Genomic DNA, 19,422 nt, shown 5'->3' with positions numbered 1-19,422 from the left:
AGAAGTTGTGTAAAAATTTAATAGTTATATAATGTATATATAGGAATCTACTTTGTAGAAATTATAGTTATCTAGATTTAAGGAATAATCATAAGATAAATTCCTATTAAAAATATTATAGATAGGAGTTGGAATTTTTGAAAAAATTTATATCATGGAATGTCAATGGGCTTAGAGCATGCGTAAAAAAGGGGTTTTTAGAATACTTTAATGAAGTTGATGCAGATATTTTTGCAGTACAAGAAACAAAGCTTCAAGAGGGACAGATTGATTTAGATCTACCAGGATATTTTCAGTATTGGAATTATGCAGTTAAAAAAGGGTATTCTGGGACAGCAGTATTTACAAAGGAAAAGCCTATTTCTGTAAAGAATGGTTTAGGAATAGAAGAGCATGATACTGAGGGTAGAGTAATTACTTTAGAATATGAAAAATATTTTTTTATTACTGTTTATACACCAAATGCTAAGGCTGAACTTGCAAGAATTGACTATAGAATGGTTTGGGAAGATGCATTTAGAGATTATTTAAAAGAATTAGAAAAAATTAAACCTGTAATTGTCTGTGGTGATTTAAATGTTGCACATAATGAAATTGATTTAAAAAACCCAAAGGCAAACGTTAAAAATGCAGGGTTTAGTATTCAAGAAAGAGATAAATTTAATGAATTTTTAAATGCAGGATTTATAGATACATTTAGATTTAAATATCCAGCTAAAGAGGGAGCATATTCTTGGTGGTCATATAGATTTAATGCTAGAAAAAATAATGCTGGATGGAGAATAGATTATTTTATTATTTCTAATAGTCTAAGAGATAATGTAGAAGATGCTAATATTCATTCGGAAATTTTAGGCTCAGATCATTGTCCGGTTGAATTGATATTTAAAAATATAGAATAAAAAGATAAAGCTATTTCCAAAAAGGAAATAGCTTTATCTATAATCTCTATATATACCTACAAGTTGACCAAGAATTAAACAATTATCTACTAGAATTGGATTCATTGTATCATTTTCAGGTTGAAGTCTAATATGATCTGATTCCATAAAAAATCTTTTAATGGTTGCTTCTTCATCAATAAGTGCAACAACAATATCACCGTTTGAAGCTATAGATTTTTTCTCTATAATAGCAAGATCCCCATCATGGATTCCAGCATTAATCATACTATTTCCTTTAACTTTTAATATAAACAAGTCATTATCATGTTTTACAAAGTTTAGAGGTAAAATAAAAGTATCTTCAATATTTTCAGAAGCTAGTATTGGTAAACCAGCTGTAATGTTTCCTATAATAGGAATCGAAATCATTTCAGGCTTTTCACTTGAAAACTCAAGAATTTCTAGTGCACGAGGTTTAGTTGGATCTCTTTTTATTAATCCTTTCTTTTCTAATCGTTTTAAATGCCCATGAACAGTTGAGGTAGATTTTAATCCTACAGCTTCACAGATTTCTCTAACTGATGGAGGATAGCCTTTATTTTCGGTATATGTTTTTAGAAATTCATATATTTGGCTTTGTTTTTCTTTTAAATTTACCATTTTACACCTCATATTAATTTATTTAATTAATTATAGCATATAGAAATAATCTAATCAAACTTATGTTCTTTAATAGATGAAGATGGATGAGCTATTGCGAGAAGAAGAAAAATTTGATATAATGAAAGTCTAATTTAAATTGAGGTAGGTGTTAATCATGACGAAAGCTTTTATAGTTGATGAATTTTGTGATTTTTTAGATCCTAACAAAATATGCGATAATTGCGGTGCATGCTTAAATTTAAGTAAAGCAGATTTACATGCAATAAAGATAGAAGAAATTTCAAAAAATATAGATGAAAATGAAATGATTGAATCAGAATTAGAGGAATCAACATTTAATGAAAATGAGATAGCTTTAGATTGGTCTGAACTTATAAATAAAGCTAAAAAAATAGATCCGAATATAACTAAGCAAGAAATAGAAGCTATGTTAAAGTCAACTAGTATTAAGGTGGATGAGGGAATACATAAACCAAAGGTTAAACAAGAATATGATATAACAGAAATCCAAAATATTTTGAATGCAGATGACATAGTAGAAGAGGTAATTTACTTAGAAGATTTGGAATTTGAAGAAGGAAATTTAGAAGAGGATACAGAAGAAATTTTTCCGGGATTAAGAAGATTGAAAAAGAAAAAGTAGGTGTAGATACACTTGCTTTTTCTTTTTTTTATACATAAAACCGTAAATATAGAATATAGTTATATTAAATTATTATATTTTATGAGGTGGATTTTATGAAAAAATGTAAGAAGTGTAGAGGGGTAGAATTTGGAGCTGATGTAATTGAAATAAAAGTAAGTCCGGCAAAGGTGATTGATGGAGATATTATAGAAATTTATAAAGAGCCAATTACAAAAACAGAGTTAAAATACAAGTATTGCTTTACGTGTAATTCTGAGGTAACAGAAGATGATATAGTAGAATTTGTTGAATGCGAAATTTGTGGAGCTGAAACAGAAAATATAGATGAGTGTATTTGTGAAAAATGTATAGATAAAGCTGAAGAATTAAAAGTATTGAGTAAAGAAGAATTGATACTTAAGTATCTAAAAAAAGATATTTAAAAAATAAAATACTTAGACTATGAATAAAAGAATTTTTTAAGCAAAAACTAACTTCAAATCTATTATGAAGGAGTTTTGTAAAATGATGAAATTAAAAAATAATTTAGGTATTATTATGGTGATTTTTTTAATGATAGGAGCACTTGTTGGATGTAATGATGTAAATAAAGGTATTAGTGATTCGGAAAATCAAATAAAAGGAATAGGAGATTCATCGAATGCTAAAATGAATAATTTACAAGATTTTACAAGTGAAGATGCAAATATTAATGCGGAATATGTTATAAATTCGCTAAATGCAAAAGGTTTTAATGCTAAAAAGATAACTGCAACACCAAAACCTTATGATAAACTTTTCTCAGTACCACAAGAATTGGTTCAGTTAAACGGAGGATATATATCGATATATCAATATGGGATAAAAGAAAAACAAAGAATGCAGAATGATTATAATACTATAAATGAAAAAGGATATATTGTAAATCAAAATGCTGATAATTGGACTTTGAATTTTCATTTATTCCAAAAGGGGAGAGTTTTTGTTGTTTATGATGGAAGTGATATCAATATTTTAGAGGCGTTAAATCAAATTTTAGGAAATCAGGCACAATAAAAGCAAGGATTTATTCCTTGCTTTTTATATTACCAAGAGGATTGCTCTTAACAGCTTTTCTTAATGTATCGTCATCTACATGTGTATATATCTGTGTAGTTGAAATACTTTCATGACCAAGTATATTTTGAAGAGCACGAATATCAACTTCACCATATTTATACATTAATGTTGCAGCGGTATGTCTTAGTTTATGAGGTGTATATTTTTGATCATTAAAACCAGCAGATTTAGTAGCGTTCTTAACCATTATCTCAACTGTTCGTTTATTGATTCGTTTATGCCTATTAGATAAGAAAAGATAATCTTTTTCAATTGAGTTGCATTTAGATGAATCACGTATTTTTAAGTACTCATTTAATGCATCTAAACAGGCATCATTTAAATAAACTGTTCGCTCTTTATCACCCTTACCTATGATTGTTAATGTATCGCCTTTGATTGTATCTAAACGAATATTACAAAGTTCAGACAAACGCATTCCACAATTAAGGAAAAAGGTTATGATACAAAAATCTCGCTTATAGTTTATGTGATTTTTATCAAGTGAATTTAATAATGTTATGCTTTGATCCAAATCTAGATAAACGGGATGACGTTTATTTATTTTAGGAGATTCCAATTCCAAAGTTGGATTTTCTTCAATAAGTTTTGCTTTATTTTGTAAATACTTGAAAAAAGATTTTAAAGTTGCAACTTTTCTTGCACGAGCATAGGAGCTATTATTTCTATATCGTTCTAAAAAACTCATAAAAGCGTACAGTTCAGAAAGTTTTACTTTTTTAACAAAATCTGAATTGATATCATTAATTGGAATTGAAGAAAACTCTACATCAGAAATTTCCTCGCGATAAATTTTTAAAAATCTAAAAAACATAGTTAAATCTATTTTATATGCATCTATAGTGTTGATAGATTTACCTTTAATTGTCTCTAAGTAAGTTAAAAAATCTATTATAATAGATGGAAGCTCATCCTTTTTCTTTAAGTCAGTAAAATCATAAATCAAAATAAAAACTCCTTAAGTAATATATGTATATAATATATCTTATTTTATCATATTTTTCACTGGAATGGTATAGACCATAAAGTTATTGACTTTAACTGACTTTTAAAATGAGAAAAAATAACTAAAAAGTAATAGATGTACCAAAACCTATTTTAAAGAAAAATTACATTCAAAAAGTTTTTGAATGTAGAAAAAATAATTAGAGGGATAATGAAATTTTAAAATAACAACAAAATTGATGCTTTAATTATAACAAATAAATCCTATAGCCACATATTATTTCGCTAAATAACAATTTAGCGAAATAATATAGAGGATTATAAAGGAAAAGTAGTTTATATTTGAAAAGTATCTCCAAAATCATATCTTTTATTGCTTAAAATTTGAATCAGATCCTCTTTTAATTCGCTGTGAGTTAAATCCTTTGCAGTTTTGACGTTTAAATTAACTAATGCTCTAAATACTTTTTCCCCAGTTCCTTTTATTATCATAATTTTTTTATCTTCAGATTCAATTATTGTAGGTGTATAGTTTTCTTCATTAACCCAGATTTTTAATTTTGGAGCTGGAATGTTGAAATTAAGCCATTTATCTGTGATTTGGTTATATAAAAATGCTATTTTATCGATGTCAGAACATATGTTCGATTGAGTGATATCTGTGATTGATTCTAATTCTTCAAGTGAAAAAACAACTCCGTTTGGAGGTTGGATATTTTCATTTTGTTTTTTGATGTATGAAAGTAAAAGAAGGTCAAACACACTCTCGATGGAAATAGTTTTTGAAATTGAGACATTTTTAATTAAATCAACTATTTCATTTAGATTAAAGTTGTTGATTCTTTTTAATGTTGTAGTTCCATTGCTTTTGATTATATAATTTTTATAATAATCAGAATTAGTGCATAAAAAAAAGGTTGAAACAAATAAATGTTCTAAATTACTAGTACTTTGTCTCGCTTGATTTTCATTATTTAATAAAATAACCGGTAGCCAAGTCTCCTTTTCAGTGTTTAATGTTCTGTAAAAAAACTTAATTGCTTTCGAATAAACTTCTAAAGAACTATTATTTTTCAAGTGTTCTGTTAATAAATCTAAATAATCGTATTTTTGCATAAAATTATTAGATTTTAGCAATGTAAGATTTTCTTTTTTATTTGATGAGCTTAAATAGATAAATTCATTAAATCTAAGGGGGTCATGTTTTAAAAATGAACTTGAATATTTCCTTAAGTTGTTTTGAGTTAATGCTCCATATTTAATATCACTCCATTTATTAGTACTCATATAAGATTCAACTACATTTAATTTTTTACGTAATGTGGATAGGGTCTTCCTGTAAGTTTTATAATCCATAGATAACATTTTGGCTGTTCGCTTTCCCAAAGCATTATTTTTTTTATTAGATGCATTTGTAGATTTTAACCATTTTGCTAAATTGCTTGGAGATTCTGAGTCTATATCGTGAATAAGTTGATTTTGAAATAAGGTAGCAACTGTATTTTCAACCTCAGTATAAAAAAATTCATATAAGTCATCGTATCTTCCGTACTTCGGGATAAACTTCACATATAATTTAAATTCTTCAGGATAGTTATCTGCAAGTTGATTAATGATATATCTGAAGGCAACTTTGTTTTTAAGGCCTTTTCTATCTCTAAGATAAGAGATTAATTTAAAGAAATAATCTTTATCTTCTTCTAATGCAGCAACTGCAAATTCTATATTTATAGATGATTTATTGTATGTGACACTTAATAAATGATTATAAAAAAATAAGGTTTGATATTTTTCGTTATCAAATAAAAAATCCCCTTCAATTGTATAATCAAATTCATCTAATTTTGGGTCAAATCCATTTAAATAATCACCATCATCGTTTAAAAAAGTTTTAACTTTATTTAAAAATTTCAAATTAATCCTCCTTTTTGTAAAGTCACTGTTAGCCTTCAGCTAACAGTGACTTTAAACAAGACGTTATTTCAAGAATGCTTTACGTCTTTTTAAATTTTACGAGATGTAAATTTAAAATACAATGCACAGACATCTCTATATTATATATACATATTCTAAATATAAAGAAAATATTCTACGAAAAAAAAGAAACAGAAAATTAATTCTGTTTCTTTTAAATTTCTTTTATGAATTGTATTAAATCAGATTTTATATATTCTGATTTAGAACTTCCTTTTTTATAAATCCTAATTTGTTTGTAACTACACCCTTCTAAAGAAAGATCTAAAATTTCAATTTTTTCTGCTTCAATAATACGGTGTTCTCTAACACCTTTTAATGCTATTTTAATTTTCAAAAGTAACCCCTCCTAAATTTTATTTTTCTTCCAATCTTCAATTTCTTTAGCTAGATTGAGTAAAAATTCTTGTCTTTCATATTTTTCAAGTATTTCAAATTCTAATGTTTCTTTAGTTTGAACTAATTCCTCAAGCTTAGAATAGTTAGTTGAATTAGACTCTATATCTAGTTCGATGCTTTCAAGTTTTTCTTCAAGCTTAGAAATTATTGAATCTATTTCTTCAAATTCTTTTTTTTCATTAAATGAAAACTTAGGCGCCTTAGATGAAGATTTTAATTTTTCCTTTTTAGGAGATGAAGTTGTAGTTCCGATAGGTTTTTCTTCAATTTCAAGTTTTTTATTTATTAGATAATCACTATGATTACCATGGTAAATTTCAATATTTCCTTTTCCATCAAAATAAAATATTTTATTACAAATTCTATCTAGAAAATATCTATCATGGGATACAACTATAATGACACCATTATATTCATCTATAAAATTTTCAAGAATTTTTAATGTTTCAATATCTAAATCATTTGTAGGTTCATCTAATATTAAAAAGTTTGGATTCTCCATAAGGACACGTAATAGCTGAAGCCTTCTTTTTTCTCCACCAGACAGTTTTTCTATTTTGCTATATTGAAGTGTTGAATCAAATAAAAATCGTTCACTTAAAGTGGAAGCAGAAATCTTAGAGCCATCACTAGTAGGAATATATTCTCCACCTTCTTTTACAAAATCGATAACTCTCATATTTAAATCAAGTTCTTTCCCTTCTTGAGAAAAAGTTCCGATTTTTACTGTATCACCAACAGTAATTTTCCCAGCATCTATATTAGAAGAATCTTCTAATAGTGAAAGAAATGTACTCTTCCCTACTCCATTATCTCCGATAATTCCAATTCGATCTTCTTTAGTGAAGATATACGAAAAATTTTCTATTAAAATTTTATCATCAAAAGATTTAGAAATATTTTCTATTTCAATTATTTTTTTACCTAGTCTACTTCCAATATAATTAATTTCTATATCGGTATTTACTTCTGTATACTCTTTAGAAACAAGATCTTCAAATCTTTGGATTCTAGCTTTTTGTTTTGTTGTTCTAGCTTTAGCTCCTCGTTTAATCCATTTAAGTTCAGTTCTAATTAAAGATTGTCTTTTTGTTTCAAGAGTTTTCTCCATTTCAAGACGTTCAATTTTTTTATCAAGATATTTTGTATAATTACCTTCATAAGAATAAAGAATTCCACGATCTAATTCAATAATTCTATTCGAAACTCTATCAAGGAAATATCTATCATGTGTAATCATTAAAAGTGCACCTTTACGCTTGTTTAAGTACTCTTCTAGCCATTCTATAGATTTAGAATCTAAGTGGTTTGTAGGCTCATCTAAAATCAATAAATCACATGGCTTTATAAGTGCTGCAGCAAGAAAAATTCTTTTTCTTTGACCACCTGATAGTTCGTTCATTTTTTGGGTATAATTAGTAATACCCAGTTTATTTAATATATTTTTAGCTTCAGTTTCTAAATCCCAAAGGTTTAAATTATCTATTTCGGTTTGAATAGATAATAACTTTGTATGATCAGTAGATATTCCAGTTTCTATATCTTTAACAAGAGTCTCGTAATCCATTAAAAGCTTAAACTCACGTGTATCACTTTTAAAAATTTGTTCTAAAACAGTTAAATTTTCTTCTATCTTTTCATTTTGACTTAAATATTCTATAGTAGTATTTTTTCCTACAATTCTTGATCCATCGAAAAATTCATCCAAGCCTGCAATTATTTTAAAAAAAGTAGATTTTCCAGCACCATTTATACCTATTAATCCAATTTTATCACCTTCATTAATTCCTAGAGAGACATCTTTTAAAAGGATTTTTTCACTATAGTTTTTATTTATATTTTCTAATGTTAATAAATTCATTATTTGCTCCTTTAGTTTAGTTTAGATATATTAATTCTAACAAATTTAGAGATAAAATTAAAGAAAAGTAGCTTAAAAACTACTTTTCTTTAATGCTGCCATTAAATAGCCATATCAATTTTTTTAAAAGCAATCCTTTTAGAAATAGTTTTATCAATTGGATTAATCTCAATAGCAAATATGTTAGGACAACTAAATTCACGCCACTTCTTCATATATTTTGCATTAGCACAAATAGAATAATGGAAGTCTTCTTCAAAATCATCAGTAAATTCTAAAAATTTCAAATTTGAACGTGTGTCTATGTATAACGAATCTTTATTTAAATTATTTACTACAGGATAAAAAAATCTCATAGGAACTTTATAATTATATAAACCTTTTAAAGGTGTTGATTCATAAAGAATTCTTTTTAAAATTCTATTATTCAATAATTCATCATCTTGTATAGAAATTTTAAAAATTGGTTCATCAAACCTATTTTTATCAATTTTAATTTTTACCATAAATATTCTTCCTTAAATATAAATTTGAAGATTAAGTGTTTTAAAGGATTATGTTTAAAACACTTAATCAAATTTTAAAGTTCGAAAAAATCATTTAAAATTACCGATGAAATTTCATCAGTATCCATAGTTTCAAACTTTGATTTACTAATCCACTCACTATTTACAATATTCTTTCCATGATTCATAAAATCTTTGATTTTTCCTGTAAATACTAATATGTTACCGATTTCGGCAATTGTGAATGTTTTATATTCCTCTAAATCAAAGATTAAAGTATTTAAATCTTCTTTAATAGAATTATTTATACATTTATCATTAGTTTCTTTTCCTTTCTTGAAACGACCAACTAACTGCCACTTTCCAGGATTCTTTTTTTTACCTTTTTGAACTAATAAAATGTTACCAAAATCATCTTTTAATAAGATATAACAACCATTAATATTTTCCATATCCAATTCCCCCTTATAAAACAATAAATGAATTCATTTTACTTAATTCGATAAAAAAATCTAAAATCCTTCTTTTTTAGAAAAATAATAAAACAAAAATAAATTATATTAAATTTTTGCTAGAATATACCCTCCTATTTCAGCACAGTTAAATATATTAGTAATAAAACTCGTATTGTTTGTATTAGAAATATGACTATTAAAAACTAAACTCCAATTGCCTTTTGGAAGTGAGATATTTACATATTCACGATTTGCATTATATATAACAATAACCTCTTTCCAATCATCTTTTATAGAGGTAGAAGTTATTTTAAAAGAGACTAAATTATTTGCCTTGAAGTCAACTCCATTTTTAAGAAAGGTAATATTCTTCCTTATAAGTTCACTTGTAGGAAGGCTAAATATGGGATGTTTTCTTTTAATATTTATGAGCTGTTTATAAATATTAAATATTTCAGTATATTTTTTTTTGCGATTCCATGTAATCTTATTTACAATATCAGAAGAGTTATAGCTATTTTCTATAATATTACCATTTAAATCTTTTTTTCTTCTAAGAAGTTCCTCACCACCTTGAATAAACGGAATTCCTTGAGAAGTAAAAATAATAGTGGCAGCTAATTTATTCATTAATAATCGAATACTTTCATCATCCTCTGAATTAGAAAGTAAAAGTTTATCAAATAATGTGTAATTATCATGTGATGAACAATAATTTATGGTCTGATATGGTTCATTGGCCCAAAAATGATTTGAGTAATTCACTTTATTTATATCTATTTCAGGATGATAGACAGATCCAACTACACCGAATTTGATAGTTTCTTCTAATCCATATGCCCCACTTACAAATCCTTGAGAGTTTCTATAAAAAACATGACCTTTAACGCCATCACGAATATCATCACTAAAAACAGCAATTTGATTTTTATCAAAAAATTTGACATTATCTTTTATCGCACGCTTTTCATAAGGGAGTGGAGTATCACCACCAGTCCACCCTTCTCCATAAATAATAATAGATTTATCTATTTTATTTAATTCTTCTCGAATCAATTTTATTGTGTCAACATCATGAAGTCCCATTAAATCAAATCTAAATCCATCAATATGGTATTCTTTAGCAAAATAAATAATAGAATCAATTATTAATCTACGTACCATTTTTCGTTCAGAACACAATTCATTGCCACAGCCAGATCCATTTGAAAAGCATCCATAAAAATCTTGTCTATAATAGTACTTAGGAACGATTTTATTTAAATTAGAATCATCACTTTTAAATGTATGATTATAAACAACGTCCATAATAACTCTAATTCCATTTTTATGAAAAGTTTGGATTAAAGTTTTAAACTCTCTTATTCTAGATTCACCATTTATTGGATCAATTGAATAGGAACCTTCTAGAGCATTATAATTTTGAGGATCATATCCCCAGTTATACTCATTTATCCCAAAATTACTTTCATCTACAGAGGAAAAATCGAATATTGGTAGCAAATGAACATGAGTAACCCCTAATTCTTTTAAATGAGCAAGACCTGTTTTTATACTTGTTCCTAAAAGAAATGTATTATCTTCACAAAATCCTAGATATTTCCCACGTATTTTTGGTGAAATTCCAGAAGCCTCATCAATAGTAAAATCTCGGATATGCATTTCGTATATGCTAGATGACTGAAAGGATATTAGCGGAGGTCTTTTATCTTCTTTAAAATTAGGAGGATTTAATCTAGTCATATCTACAACTTGGGAGCGTAGCCCATTTACAGAAACAGATTTAGCATAAGGATCTACCACTTCATATGATAGTTCTCCATTTAATACTAGAAAATTATAATAATGAAGATGAAGATCACCATTAATTTCAATTTGCCAAGCACCATTACTTAATGGTGTCATTTCAATTGTCTGACGCTCTTTATAGTTTAAATTTTTACCTTTTATACCATAAAGCAAAAGAAATACTTTGTTTGAGCAAGGTGCCCATAATGTAAAGGTAGTTTTTTCTCCTGAATAGATAGCGCCAAGTTCTCCAGGATAGTAATATTTATTTTCAAATTCGTAAATATTATCTCGAAATAATTGTATAGAATCTATATTATCTGTCATATTTTCACCTCTTATTCAACATAAGTGTTATAATAAATTATAGTTAATGATATAATTACTATATGAAAATAATAATATAGATATTACAGGAGAGGATTAATATTTTTACAGTAGCAGAAATTATTTATATGTTGAAAACTATTATTGAACAAAAAGATGAAGAGGATTATAAATTCAAATTTGAAATACAGAAGATTTTAAATTCATTAAGTTTTGAAAAATACTTAGAAATTATGGACTCATTAGAATTAGCAACAGAAAGTTTTGAAAAAACATTAGAATTAAATAGTTTAAATATGTTGCATTTAGAGATGGAAGATTATATATATTTAAATTTAAATACTTATTTGAAATAAAATCCAGAAATTTTTTATTTTTTCTGGATTTTATATATTTAGTTAGTGAATTAAAACTATTATTGTATTTGATAAAAAACTTCTTAGTTCGTTAATTTATCTAATTTTACAAAGAGTTTTTCATAATTTTCTGATGTTATATACATTTTAAAGTTTCTAGGTATTCTCCATTCTGTTGGGAAAAAATAGTCCTTAATGTTAATAACTTTTTTTCTTCTAATAAATACTATTTTATCAGTCCTATTTATTTTTATCTTTTCTATATCTTTAAATCGAATGTTCACTTTTTCAAAAAAATCATAATAAGTTCCAAGGGTAATTATTATTAATCGTCTATCAGTTTGAACTATTAAAGACCTATCTCCAAAATTAGTTAAAAATGCTCCAGGCATTGTTACAAGCATTGTAACTAAACTTCCTAGTAGTCCACCTGTACTTGGGCATCCTAAATATTTCGCTTCAACTCTCTCATCTACTTCTAAACTTTTATTTATTTCTTCATTTAATTCTTTTTTATTTTCATTTATTATTTCTTTTCTAATTTGCTTTGGCTTTTCTATAAATATATTTACAAACATTTCTCCAAGCTTTTCAAAATCTCTAACTTCGACCTCATTAAATTCTTCATATGGAATGTTATCTATATTAAACTCTTTATAACTCACTATAATATCCCTCCATTATATCTTTTATTTTTTTCTTTCCTCTTGAAATTCTTGTATATATAGTTCCTCGTTCAAGCTTTAATCTTTCACTTATATTATCAATATCTAAATCATCTATATATCTCATTGTAAAAATTTCTTTATCTGGACTTTTTAAATCTTGAATAGCTTTATAAAGATATGCTTTTTCTTCATCTTTTAATATTATCTCTTCAACTCTCTCTTTATTTTCTATCTCAACATTTTCAATACTTCCATAGTTTTCTTTAGACCTTAATATATCTATGGACTTAAACTTACATAATGAAATTATAAAATTTCTAAATTTCCCTTTTCTACTTTCAATTTTTCTTGCATTATACCAAATAATTAGAAGAACATCATTAAAACACTTATCTACTTCGCTTTCCATATTATTAGGCTTTAAAATAGACCATATAACTCCATAGCATAGCTTGCCATATATTTTTATGAAGCTATCTAAAGCGTCGTGCTTTTTTTCTTTTAAAGCGTCTATTAACTCTTCATCTCTCATTTTAACACCTCACCATTTTTCTATTTACCTTATATACGGATGGGACATAAATTTTCTTACACTTTATAAAAAAAGTGTTAAAAATATTTTTAAATATCTTTAACACTTAAATTTATACTAACCTTAGTATTCTACACTTTCCATACATAATCCTCTTCCAGGAACCTTAAAGCCACCTTCATCTCTAGACTTAGCTTCTAATATTTCTTCTAAGTCTGTAGCACTAATATTTCCTTTTCCAGCTTCAATTAATGTTCCGGTTAAGATTCTAACCATATTTAAAAGAAATCCATTTCCTAAATAAGTTATTTTTATAATTCCATTATCTTTTGAAACATTAATATCATAAATTGTTCTTACAGTAGTTTTATTGCTCTTTGCTTTTAAATTTGTAAAACTTCTATAGTCATGTGCTCCAATTAAAACCTTTGATGCTTCTTTTATTTTTTGAATATCTAATTTTTCTTCTACATGATAAGAAAATCTTCTATTAAAAACATCACAGTATGGATTATTATCTATTGTATATACATATTCTTTTTTCTGTACATTGAATCTTGCATGAAATCTATCACTACACTCATTTACTTCTTTTACAACTATATCTTCTGGTAAATACATTTTCAAATAAGCTTTTATTTCACTTACTGAAGCCTTTGCCTTGCATTTAAAATTTGCAACATAATTATTAGCATGCACCCCTGTATCAGTTCTTCCACAACCTATAACTTGTATTTCTTCATTCATCATTTTAGATAAAATTTTCTCAAATTTATCTTGAATAGTTACAGCTTCGTGCCCTTTTACATTTTGCTTTTGCCATCCTTTATATCTTGTTCCATCATATTGTATTATAAGCTTTATATTTCTCATTTAAATGTTCTCCTATCCTTTTATTTTATCCTAATACCTTTAAGCCTAAATCCAAAATATTTGCAAATAAAGATATATTGTTTTTTGTTGGTATAACATTATTTTCAATATCTAGAAGCTTTCCAAGTCCATAATTTGTGTATATGTGAACCTTATTTATATCTCCTAAAGATACTATTAAATCAGTTTCTCTTAATGTTATATCTCCATCTGGCATAACATAATAAAGTCTATCTCTTGAATCATATCTTAAAACAGTTGTATTTTTATCAGTTTTCACCTTAGCTGCTTTAGTTTTTATATCAAATTTCGTAGTTGTTGCTAAAGTATTATTTATAACGAAATATGGTACATTTCTTTTATAATCTACCTTTTCTCTAAACTCTTTTACTCTCTTTAAATTTGTCTTTAAATCTACTTTAACTTCTGTCTTTTCTAAATTTGAAAATCCAGCTTTTACATATTCAAGCTCTTTATCTAGCTTTATTTCCTTTTCTAAAACAACCATACACTCTTTATAAACTTCTTCAAAATCATTAAAGCTTAAAATATATTTTACGCCATTTAAAATATAATAAACCTTAAACTTAGCTCCCATTTCTCTGCTTTTATTAGAGTATATAGTTTCAACTAAAAACAATCCATTTAACTCTTCTGTATAATACATTAAATTTTCGACATCATTTTCTTTTAAGACTTCATAATTTTTACTATCAAAAAGCTTTTCCTCTCTAGGGTTGATTAAATAATTCCCTTTAAGAGAATCATCTTTAATAATACCTCTTCTTATTCCTGTTTTTATAGAAAGCTTTTTAAGCCCTATATAATCTCCACTTATATATAAATCTTCTTTCTTTAATATTTTCATTTGCATATCCTCATTCTTTTCTTAGTTTTCTTTAATATTATGTTTTCTATAAAGATTAAGTTTATTATATCATTAATTTAACTAATTCCCCTCTTCTTTTTCTCTTTTAAATAAAATATAATCCTCATTCATCCCTACAGCTTCCCAGCCTTCCGCACCTTGTTTATTACATTCATTTAAAATATTAGTCTTACTTTTTATAAACAATACCTCTACCTTATATTCATATTTTTTCATAGCCTACAACTCCTCCATAGATAAATTTATTTTTCAAACTTTTCTTTAACTACTTATTTCTATATTAATCTGTTTATTCCTTTTATTTTAACTAATATTTATATATTTTCACACAAATGGCTCTTCACCTTAATATTTTTCTCCATAAAAAAACATGCAATTTTTGCATGTTTTCTACTGCCAATTTTCTATTATTTTCTCTACATATTCCATATCTATGTTTTTTTCTAAAATTTCTTTTAATCTTTTGTATTCTTTTTCTTTTAAATCCTTATAAGAAGTTTTAAACTCTATTCCTATAAGCTCTTTTATCACTTCTCTTTTATCTAGTATTCCATGAAGATATGTTCCATATACATTATCTTTCTTAAGCCCCACTAATCTTTCTTCATCTTTTATCCAAGGATTTTCACGACTATAGCTTCTTCCGTTATGAATTTCATAGCCTTCTACTTTTATTTTTTCACTTGTTTTACTTTTTAGTCTTTTTGTTATTTTTTCTTTTTCAAATATTGTTTCCATTTTAAAGAAACCTAAGCCTTTTTCTTCTTTTGTTTTTCCTTCTATTTCAAAGGGGTCTTTTAAGCTTTCTCCAAGCATTTGAAAGCCTCCACAAATTCCAATTATCTTTTTGCCTTCTTTCTTATGTTTTTCTAAGATTTCTTTAAATCCTCTTTTCTTTAATGTTTTTAAATCTTCTATTGTATTTTTGCTTCCTGGAATTACTATTATATCTGCACAGTTTACCTCGTTTTTATTTTCTATATACCTTACACTTACGCCCTCTTCTGTATTTATATAATTTAAATCAGTAAAGTTTGACATATGAGGAAGCCTTATAACAGCTATGTCTATCCCTTTTCCCTTTTCTGTATTTATATTTTCAGTTTGTGAATCCTCTTCTTCTATATTAAACCTTTCATAAGGCATTACTCCAAGGACTTTAACCCCCACTTTTTCTTCAATTATTTTTTTACCTTCATTAAAAAATTCTGGATTCCCATGAAATTTATTTATTATTACTCCTTTTATAAGTTTTCTTTCTTCTTCTGGAATAATTAAAAGAGTCCCTATAACAGATGCAAACACTCCACCTTTTTCAATATCCGCAACTAAAATTACAGGTGTGTTTGTTTTTAATGCCATATGCATATTTGCTATGTCTGTTTCTCTTAAATTTAATTCAGCACATCCACCTGAACCTTCTAAAACTAACATATCATGATTTTTTTCTGCAATCTTAAAGGCTTCATAAGCTTTTTCTTTTAATAATGCATTTAAATCTTTATATTTATAAGCATTCATATTACATAAAACTTTTCCTCTAACTATAACTTGAGTTTGTCCTCCTGCTGGCTTCATAAGAATTGGATTCATATACTCTTTCGCTTCTATATTACAAGCTTCAGCTTGTACTGTTTGAGAACGTCCTATTTCATCGCCATCTTCTGTTATATATGAATTTAAAGATATATTAAGTGCCTTATATGGAGCTACATCTATACCTTTATCTTTAAAATATTTGCAAAAAGCTGTAGCTATTGTACTTTTACCCACTGATGATGATGTTCCAAGTATCATTATTCTTTTTTTATTTTTCATTTAAATATATTTCTTCTAATGCCTTAATAAGCTTTAGATTCTCCTCTCTCTTTCTAACTGCAATTCTAAAATATCCTTTTGTAAGTCCTATGTAGTTTTCACAACATCTAATTAAAACACCTTTTTCTAAAAGCTTTTCCTTTAGATCTTCTCTAGCTTTAAAAAATATAAAATTAACAGTTCCACTAAATATTTTTAAGTCTTTAAATTTTTCTAATCCATCTAATAAGTTTTTCTTTTCTTCCTTTAAGTTTTCTATACTTGCATTTATATAAGCTTCTCTTCTTAAAGAAACTTCCCCGGCTCTTGCTGCAATTCTATTGATATTCCACGCAATGCTTACTTTCTGAAGCTTTTTAAGATACTTCGGATTAGCCGTTATTCCATATCCAAGTCTTATCCCTGGGTATGCAAAAAATTTAGTTAATGATTTTACTATAATCAAATTTTTATATTGATCTATTTCATTTATAAATGAGTAGTCATTTTTATTCTCTACAAAATCTAAAAATGACTCATCTATAACTATTGTTGTTTCACATTCTAATGCTTTAGTTAAAATTTTTCTTATAAGACTTTTTTCAACAAGTTTTCCCGTTGGATTGTTTGGATTGCAAATAAAAATTATATCGATATCCTTCTTTATATTATCTATAAAGCTTTCTTTTAATATAAAGTCTTTATCCATTTCATAATGAATTACTTTACAGTCTACACTTTTTAATGCATCTTCATACTCACTAAAGGTTGGTTCAATATTCAAAGCTTTCTTAGGTTTTAATGCTCTAGAAATATTAAAGATTACTTCTGCTGCTCCATTTCCAAGAACTATGTTTTCTTTTTGTACTTTTTCATAAATACTAATTTCATTTTTCAATTTAAAATAAGTTATATCAGGATAATTTTCTATATTGTTAAGTTCAACTATCATCTCTTTTTTCACTAGATTGTTTATTCCTAATGGATTTATATTTGCTGAAAAGTCTACTAAATCATTTATATTAAATTTTCTTTTTATTTCCTCTATATTTCCACCATGATCCATCATCTTAAAATCACTCCTCTAAGTAATAAAGCTATTATAAGTCCTAAATAACTTACTACCAATAAAACGTTATTTACTTTATATAAGTCTTCTATTTCTATCTTTTTCTTTTTATCACCAATAGTTTGTTTTCTAACTAACTTTCCAAAGTAATAATTATCTCCTCCAAGTTCTACTCCAAGCATTCCCGAAATACTTGCTTCTGGGTGTGCACTGTTTGGGCTACTATGATTATATCTATCTCTCTTATAAATTTTATATGCATTTTTATAATCATAACCTAATAAAAATGCGCCAATTATTATAAGGTATCCTGTTATTCTAGCTGGTATAAAATTAAATACATCATCTAATTTAGCTGAAAAGAATCCAAAATCTTTATACTTATCATTCTTATATCCAAACATTGAATCACATGTATTTACTGCCTTATAAAGAATTCCAAATGGAGCACCTCCAATCCCTATAAAAATTAAAGGTGCTATAATCCCATCTGACATATTTTCTGAAACAGTTTCTATTACAGCCCTTACTATGCCTTCTTCATTTAAAGTATTAGTATCACGCCCTACTATATATGAAAGTTTTTGCCTAGCTTTTTCAATATTTCCACACTTTAATTCTTTTATCACTTTTAGCCCTTCAATAGCTAGTCCTTTACTTGCTATACAAAAATAAATAATAATTCCCTGAACAAGTATGCCTAAATAAACATTTATTTTTCTAGATAGATATACTATAAAAAAGCTTAGAAAAAAGCTTATCAAAATAATAAAAAGCAACGTAAAAAATCCCGCTATCTTTAAAGCTTTTCTAAATATTTTTCTAAATAACTTTTCTAAAGCTATTCCTAAACTTCCTATAAATCTAACTGGATGGTATGGATTTTCAGGGTCGCCTATGATTTGGTCTAAAATAAAACCTAGTAACAATGAACTCATACACTAAAACTCCTCTTCAATTTTCAATCTTAATGGATCTATATTTTCTACTATTATTTTATAACCTCCACCACATTTAGGTTGAAGATTATAAAAATAATCATCACTATCTGAAAACAACTCTAATAATGTTCCAATAACACCACCATGACACACTATAACACCACTTTCATTTATATTTTCTAAAGCCTTTTTCAATCCTTTTTCAATTCTTTTATAAAACTCATCTTTAGATTCACCCTTTGGTATTTTAAAGCTTTTCGTAGTATCTGTTATCCAAGCTATGTATTCTTTATCTTCTTTTAATTCTTCATAAGTCTTTCCTTCAAAAACACCAAAGTTATATTCTTTTAATTCTTCTATTACTTCAAACCTCTTTTCTTTAAATAAAATATTAAAGGTTTCATTTGTTCTTTTCATTCCTGTTGTAAAATATTTTTCTACATCTTTTAAATTTAAAGTCTTTTCTTCAATCTCTCTTTTCCCATTAAAGCTTAATTCTATATCTGTGTGCCCTAAATAACGTTTTTCTTCGTTATATTTTGTTTTTCCATGCCTTATTAAATATAAAACCTTTTTCACTTACTTTAACCTTTTCTCTAAAGAAAAAAATACTCGATACACTTCATCACTTTCTTTTATAAGTCTTTGAATTGTTTTCCCTGTTTCTTCTCTCCAGAATCTTTCTTCTTTTTTTATAGGAACTATTCCTTCTGAAATTTGGTCTACTATTATTATTTTGTCTTTAAGTTTA

General features: G+C 26.4%; 22 protein-coding genes. 5 read left to right on the top strand and 17 right to left on the bottom strand.

Annotated elements, in window-relative coordinates; genetic code table 11:
* Positions 1-137: 137 nt before the first annotated feature.
* A complete protein-coding gene (locus ACRC28_RS16370) occupies positions 138-902 on the top strand; it encodes an exodeoxyribonuclease III (RefSeq protein ID WP_438544516.1) in 765 nt (254 codons plus the stop codon).
* 33 nt (positions 903-935) lie between these two features.
* Here ACRC28_RS16370 and lexA read toward each other — a convergent pair whose 3' ends face one another.
* On the bottom strand, positions 936-1,544 hold the full coding sequence (lexA, locus tag ACRC28_RS16365) for a transcriptional repressor LexA (protein ID WP_438544515.1): 609 nt from the start codon (positions 1,542-1,544) through the stop codon (positions 936-938).
* A gap of 157 nt (positions 1,545-1,701) precedes the next feature.
* Between lexA and ACRC28_RS16360 the strand changes: the two genes are divergently transcribed.
* The 3 genes from ACRC28_RS16360 (at position 1,702) to ACRC28_RS16350 (ending at position 3,228) form a co-directional block, all read left to right on the top strand.
* Positions 1,702-2,190, top strand: coding sequence for a hypothetical protein (locus tag ACRC28_RS16360; protein ID WP_438544514.1), 489 nt, complete (start codon positions 1,702-1,704; stop codon positions 2,188-2,190).
* A gap of 95 nt (positions 2,191-2,285) precedes the next feature.
* Positions 2,286-2,615, top strand: a complete 330-nt coding sequence (locus ACRC28_RS16355; protein ID WP_438544513.1) for a hypothetical protein — start codon at positions 2,286-2,288, stop codon at positions 2,613-2,615.
* A gap of 82 nt (positions 2,616-2,697) precedes the next feature.
* Positions 2,698-3,228 carry a hypothetical protein gene (locus ACRC28_RS16350; protein ID WP_438544512.1) on the top strand — a complete coding sequence of 177 codons (531 nt, stop codon included), beginning with the start codon at positions 2,698-2,700 and terminating at the stop codon, positions 3,226-3,228.
* Between the two features lie 10 nt (positions 3,229-3,238).
* On the opposite strand, the gene ACRC28_RS16345 is transcribed toward ACRC28_RS16350, so the two are convergent.
* The 7 genes from ACRC28_RS16345 to pulA form a co-directional block, all read right to left on the bottom strand.
* Positions 3,239-4,237, bottom strand: coding sequence for a tyrosine recombinase XerC (locus ACRC28_RS16345; RefSeq protein WP_438544511.1), 999 nt, complete (start codon positions 4,235-4,237; stop codon positions 3,239-3,241).
* Between the two features lie 335 nt (positions 4,238-4,572).
* On the bottom strand, positions 4,573-6,150 hold the full coding sequence (locus tag ACRC28_RS16340) for a DUF2828 family protein (RefSeq protein ID WP_438544510.1): 1,578 nt from the start codon (positions 6,148-6,150) through the stop codon (positions 4,573-4,575).
* A 214-nt stretch (positions 6,151-6,364) separates the two neighbouring features.
* On the bottom strand, positions 6,365-6,547 hold the full coding sequence (locus tag ACRC28_RS16335) for a hypothetical protein (RefSeq protein ID WP_438544509.1): 183 nt from the start codon (positions 6,545-6,547) through the stop codon (positions 6,365-6,367).
* 12 nt (positions 6,548-6,559) lie between these two features.
* Positions 6,560-8,470, bottom strand: coding sequence for an ABC-F family ATP-binding cassette domain-containing protein (locus ACRC28_RS16330; RefSeq protein ID WP_438544508.1), 1,911 nt, complete (start codon positions 8,468-8,470; stop codon positions 6,560-6,562).
* A 101-nt stretch (positions 8,471-8,571) separates the two neighbouring features.
* On the bottom strand, positions 8,572-8,976 hold the full coding sequence (locus tag ACRC28_RS16325; protein WP_438544507.1) for a hypothetical protein: 405 nt from the start codon (positions 8,974-8,976) through the stop codon (positions 8,572-8,574).
* 74 nt (positions 8,977-9,050) lie between these two features.
* The gene (locus ACRC28_RS16320) at positions 9,051-9,428 is read right to left on the bottom strand and encodes an NUDIX hydrolase (protein WP_438544506.1); all 378 of its coding nucleotides are present in this window, start codon (positions 9,426-9,428) and stop codon (positions 9,051-9,053) included.
* Between the two features lie 108 nt (positions 9,429-9,536).
* Positions 9,537-11,546 carry a type I pullulanase gene (gene pulA, locus ACRC28_RS16315; protein WP_438544505.1) on the bottom strand — a complete coding sequence of 670 codons (2,010 nt, stop codon included), beginning with the start codon at positions 11,544-11,546 and terminating at the stop codon, positions 9,537-9,539.
* Between the two features lie 128 nt (positions 11,547-11,674).
* On the opposite strand from pulA, the gene ACRC28_RS16310 reads away from it, so the two are divergent.
* Complete coding sequence (locus tag ACRC28_RS16310) at positions 11,675-11,902, top strand: hypothetical protein (protein WP_438544504.1); 228 nt, start codon at positions 11,675-11,677, stop codon at positions 11,900-11,902.
* An 83-nt stretch (positions 11,903-11,985) separates the two neighbouring features.
* Here ACRC28_RS16310 and ACRC28_RS16305 read toward each other — a convergent pair whose 3' ends face one another.
* The 9 genes from ACRC28_RS16305 to ACRC28_RS16265 form a co-directional block, all read right to left on the bottom strand.
* Entirely contained in the window at positions 11,986-12,567 is a 582-nt protein-coding gene (locus tag ACRC28_RS16305) for a hypothetical protein (protein WP_438544503.1), read from the bottom strand.
* Positions 12,557-13,102, bottom strand: coding sequence for a sigma-70 family RNA polymerase sigma factor (locus ACRC28_RS16300; protein ID WP_438544502.1), 546 nt, complete (start codon positions 13,100-13,102; stop codon positions 12,557-12,559). The genes ACRC28_RS16305 and ACRC28_RS16300 overlap by 11 nt, the downstream gene beginning before the upstream one ends.
* Before the next feature lie 123 nt (positions 13,103-13,225).
* Complete coding sequence (truA, locus tag ACRC28_RS16295; RefSeq protein ID WP_438544501.1) at positions 13,226-13,975, bottom strand: tRNA pseudouridine(38-40) synthase TruA; 750 nt, start codon at positions 13,973-13,975, stop codon at positions 13,226-13,228.
* Positions 13,976-14,000: 25 nt separating this feature from the next.
* Entirely contained in the window at positions 14,001-14,843 is an 843-nt protein-coding gene (locus ACRC28_RS16290; protein WP_438544500.1) for a hypothetical protein, read from the bottom strand.
* An 81-nt stretch (positions 14,844-14,924) separates the two neighbouring features.
* On the bottom strand, positions 14,925-15,080 hold the full coding sequence (locus ACRC28_RS16285; RefSeq protein WP_438544499.1) for a hypothetical protein: 156 nt from the start codon (positions 15,078-15,080) through the stop codon (positions 14,925-14,927).
* A gap of 174 nt (positions 15,081-15,254) precedes the next feature.
* Complete coding sequence (locus ACRC28_RS16280) at positions 15,255-16,682, bottom strand: cobyric acid synthase (protein ID WP_438544498.1); 1,428 nt, start codon at positions 16,680-16,682, stop codon at positions 15,255-15,257.
* Positions 16,672-17,730, bottom strand: a complete 1,059-nt coding sequence (gene cobD, locus ACRC28_RS16275) for a threonine-phosphate decarboxylase CobD (protein WP_438544497.1) — start codon at positions 17,728-17,730, stop codon at positions 16,672-16,674. The genes ACRC28_RS16280 and cobD overlap by 11 nt, the downstream gene beginning before the upstream one ends.
* The gene (gene cbiB, locus ACRC28_RS16270; protein ID WP_438544496.1) at positions 17,727-18,668 is read right to left on the bottom strand and encodes an adenosylcobinamide-phosphate synthase CbiB; all 942 of its coding nucleotides are present in this window, start codon (positions 18,666-18,668) and stop codon (positions 17,727-17,729) included. Before cbiB ends, cobD begins: the two co-directional genes overlap by 4 nt.
* A 3-nt stretch (positions 18,669-18,671) precedes the next feature.
* Positions 18,672-19,250 carry a histidine phosphatase family protein gene (locus ACRC28_RS16265; RefSeq protein WP_438544495.1) on the bottom strand — a complete coding sequence of 193 codons (579 nt, stop codon included), beginning with the start codon at positions 19,248-19,250 and terminating at the stop codon, positions 18,672-18,674.
* Between the last annotated feature and the right edge of the window lie 172 nt (positions 19,251-19,422).

Source organism: Clostridium sp. (assembly GCF_051650885.1).
Lineage (GTDB): Bacteria > Bacillota > Clostridia > Clostridiales > Clostridiaceae > Clostridium.
This window is presented reverse-complemented; position numbering and strand designations above follow the sequence as displayed.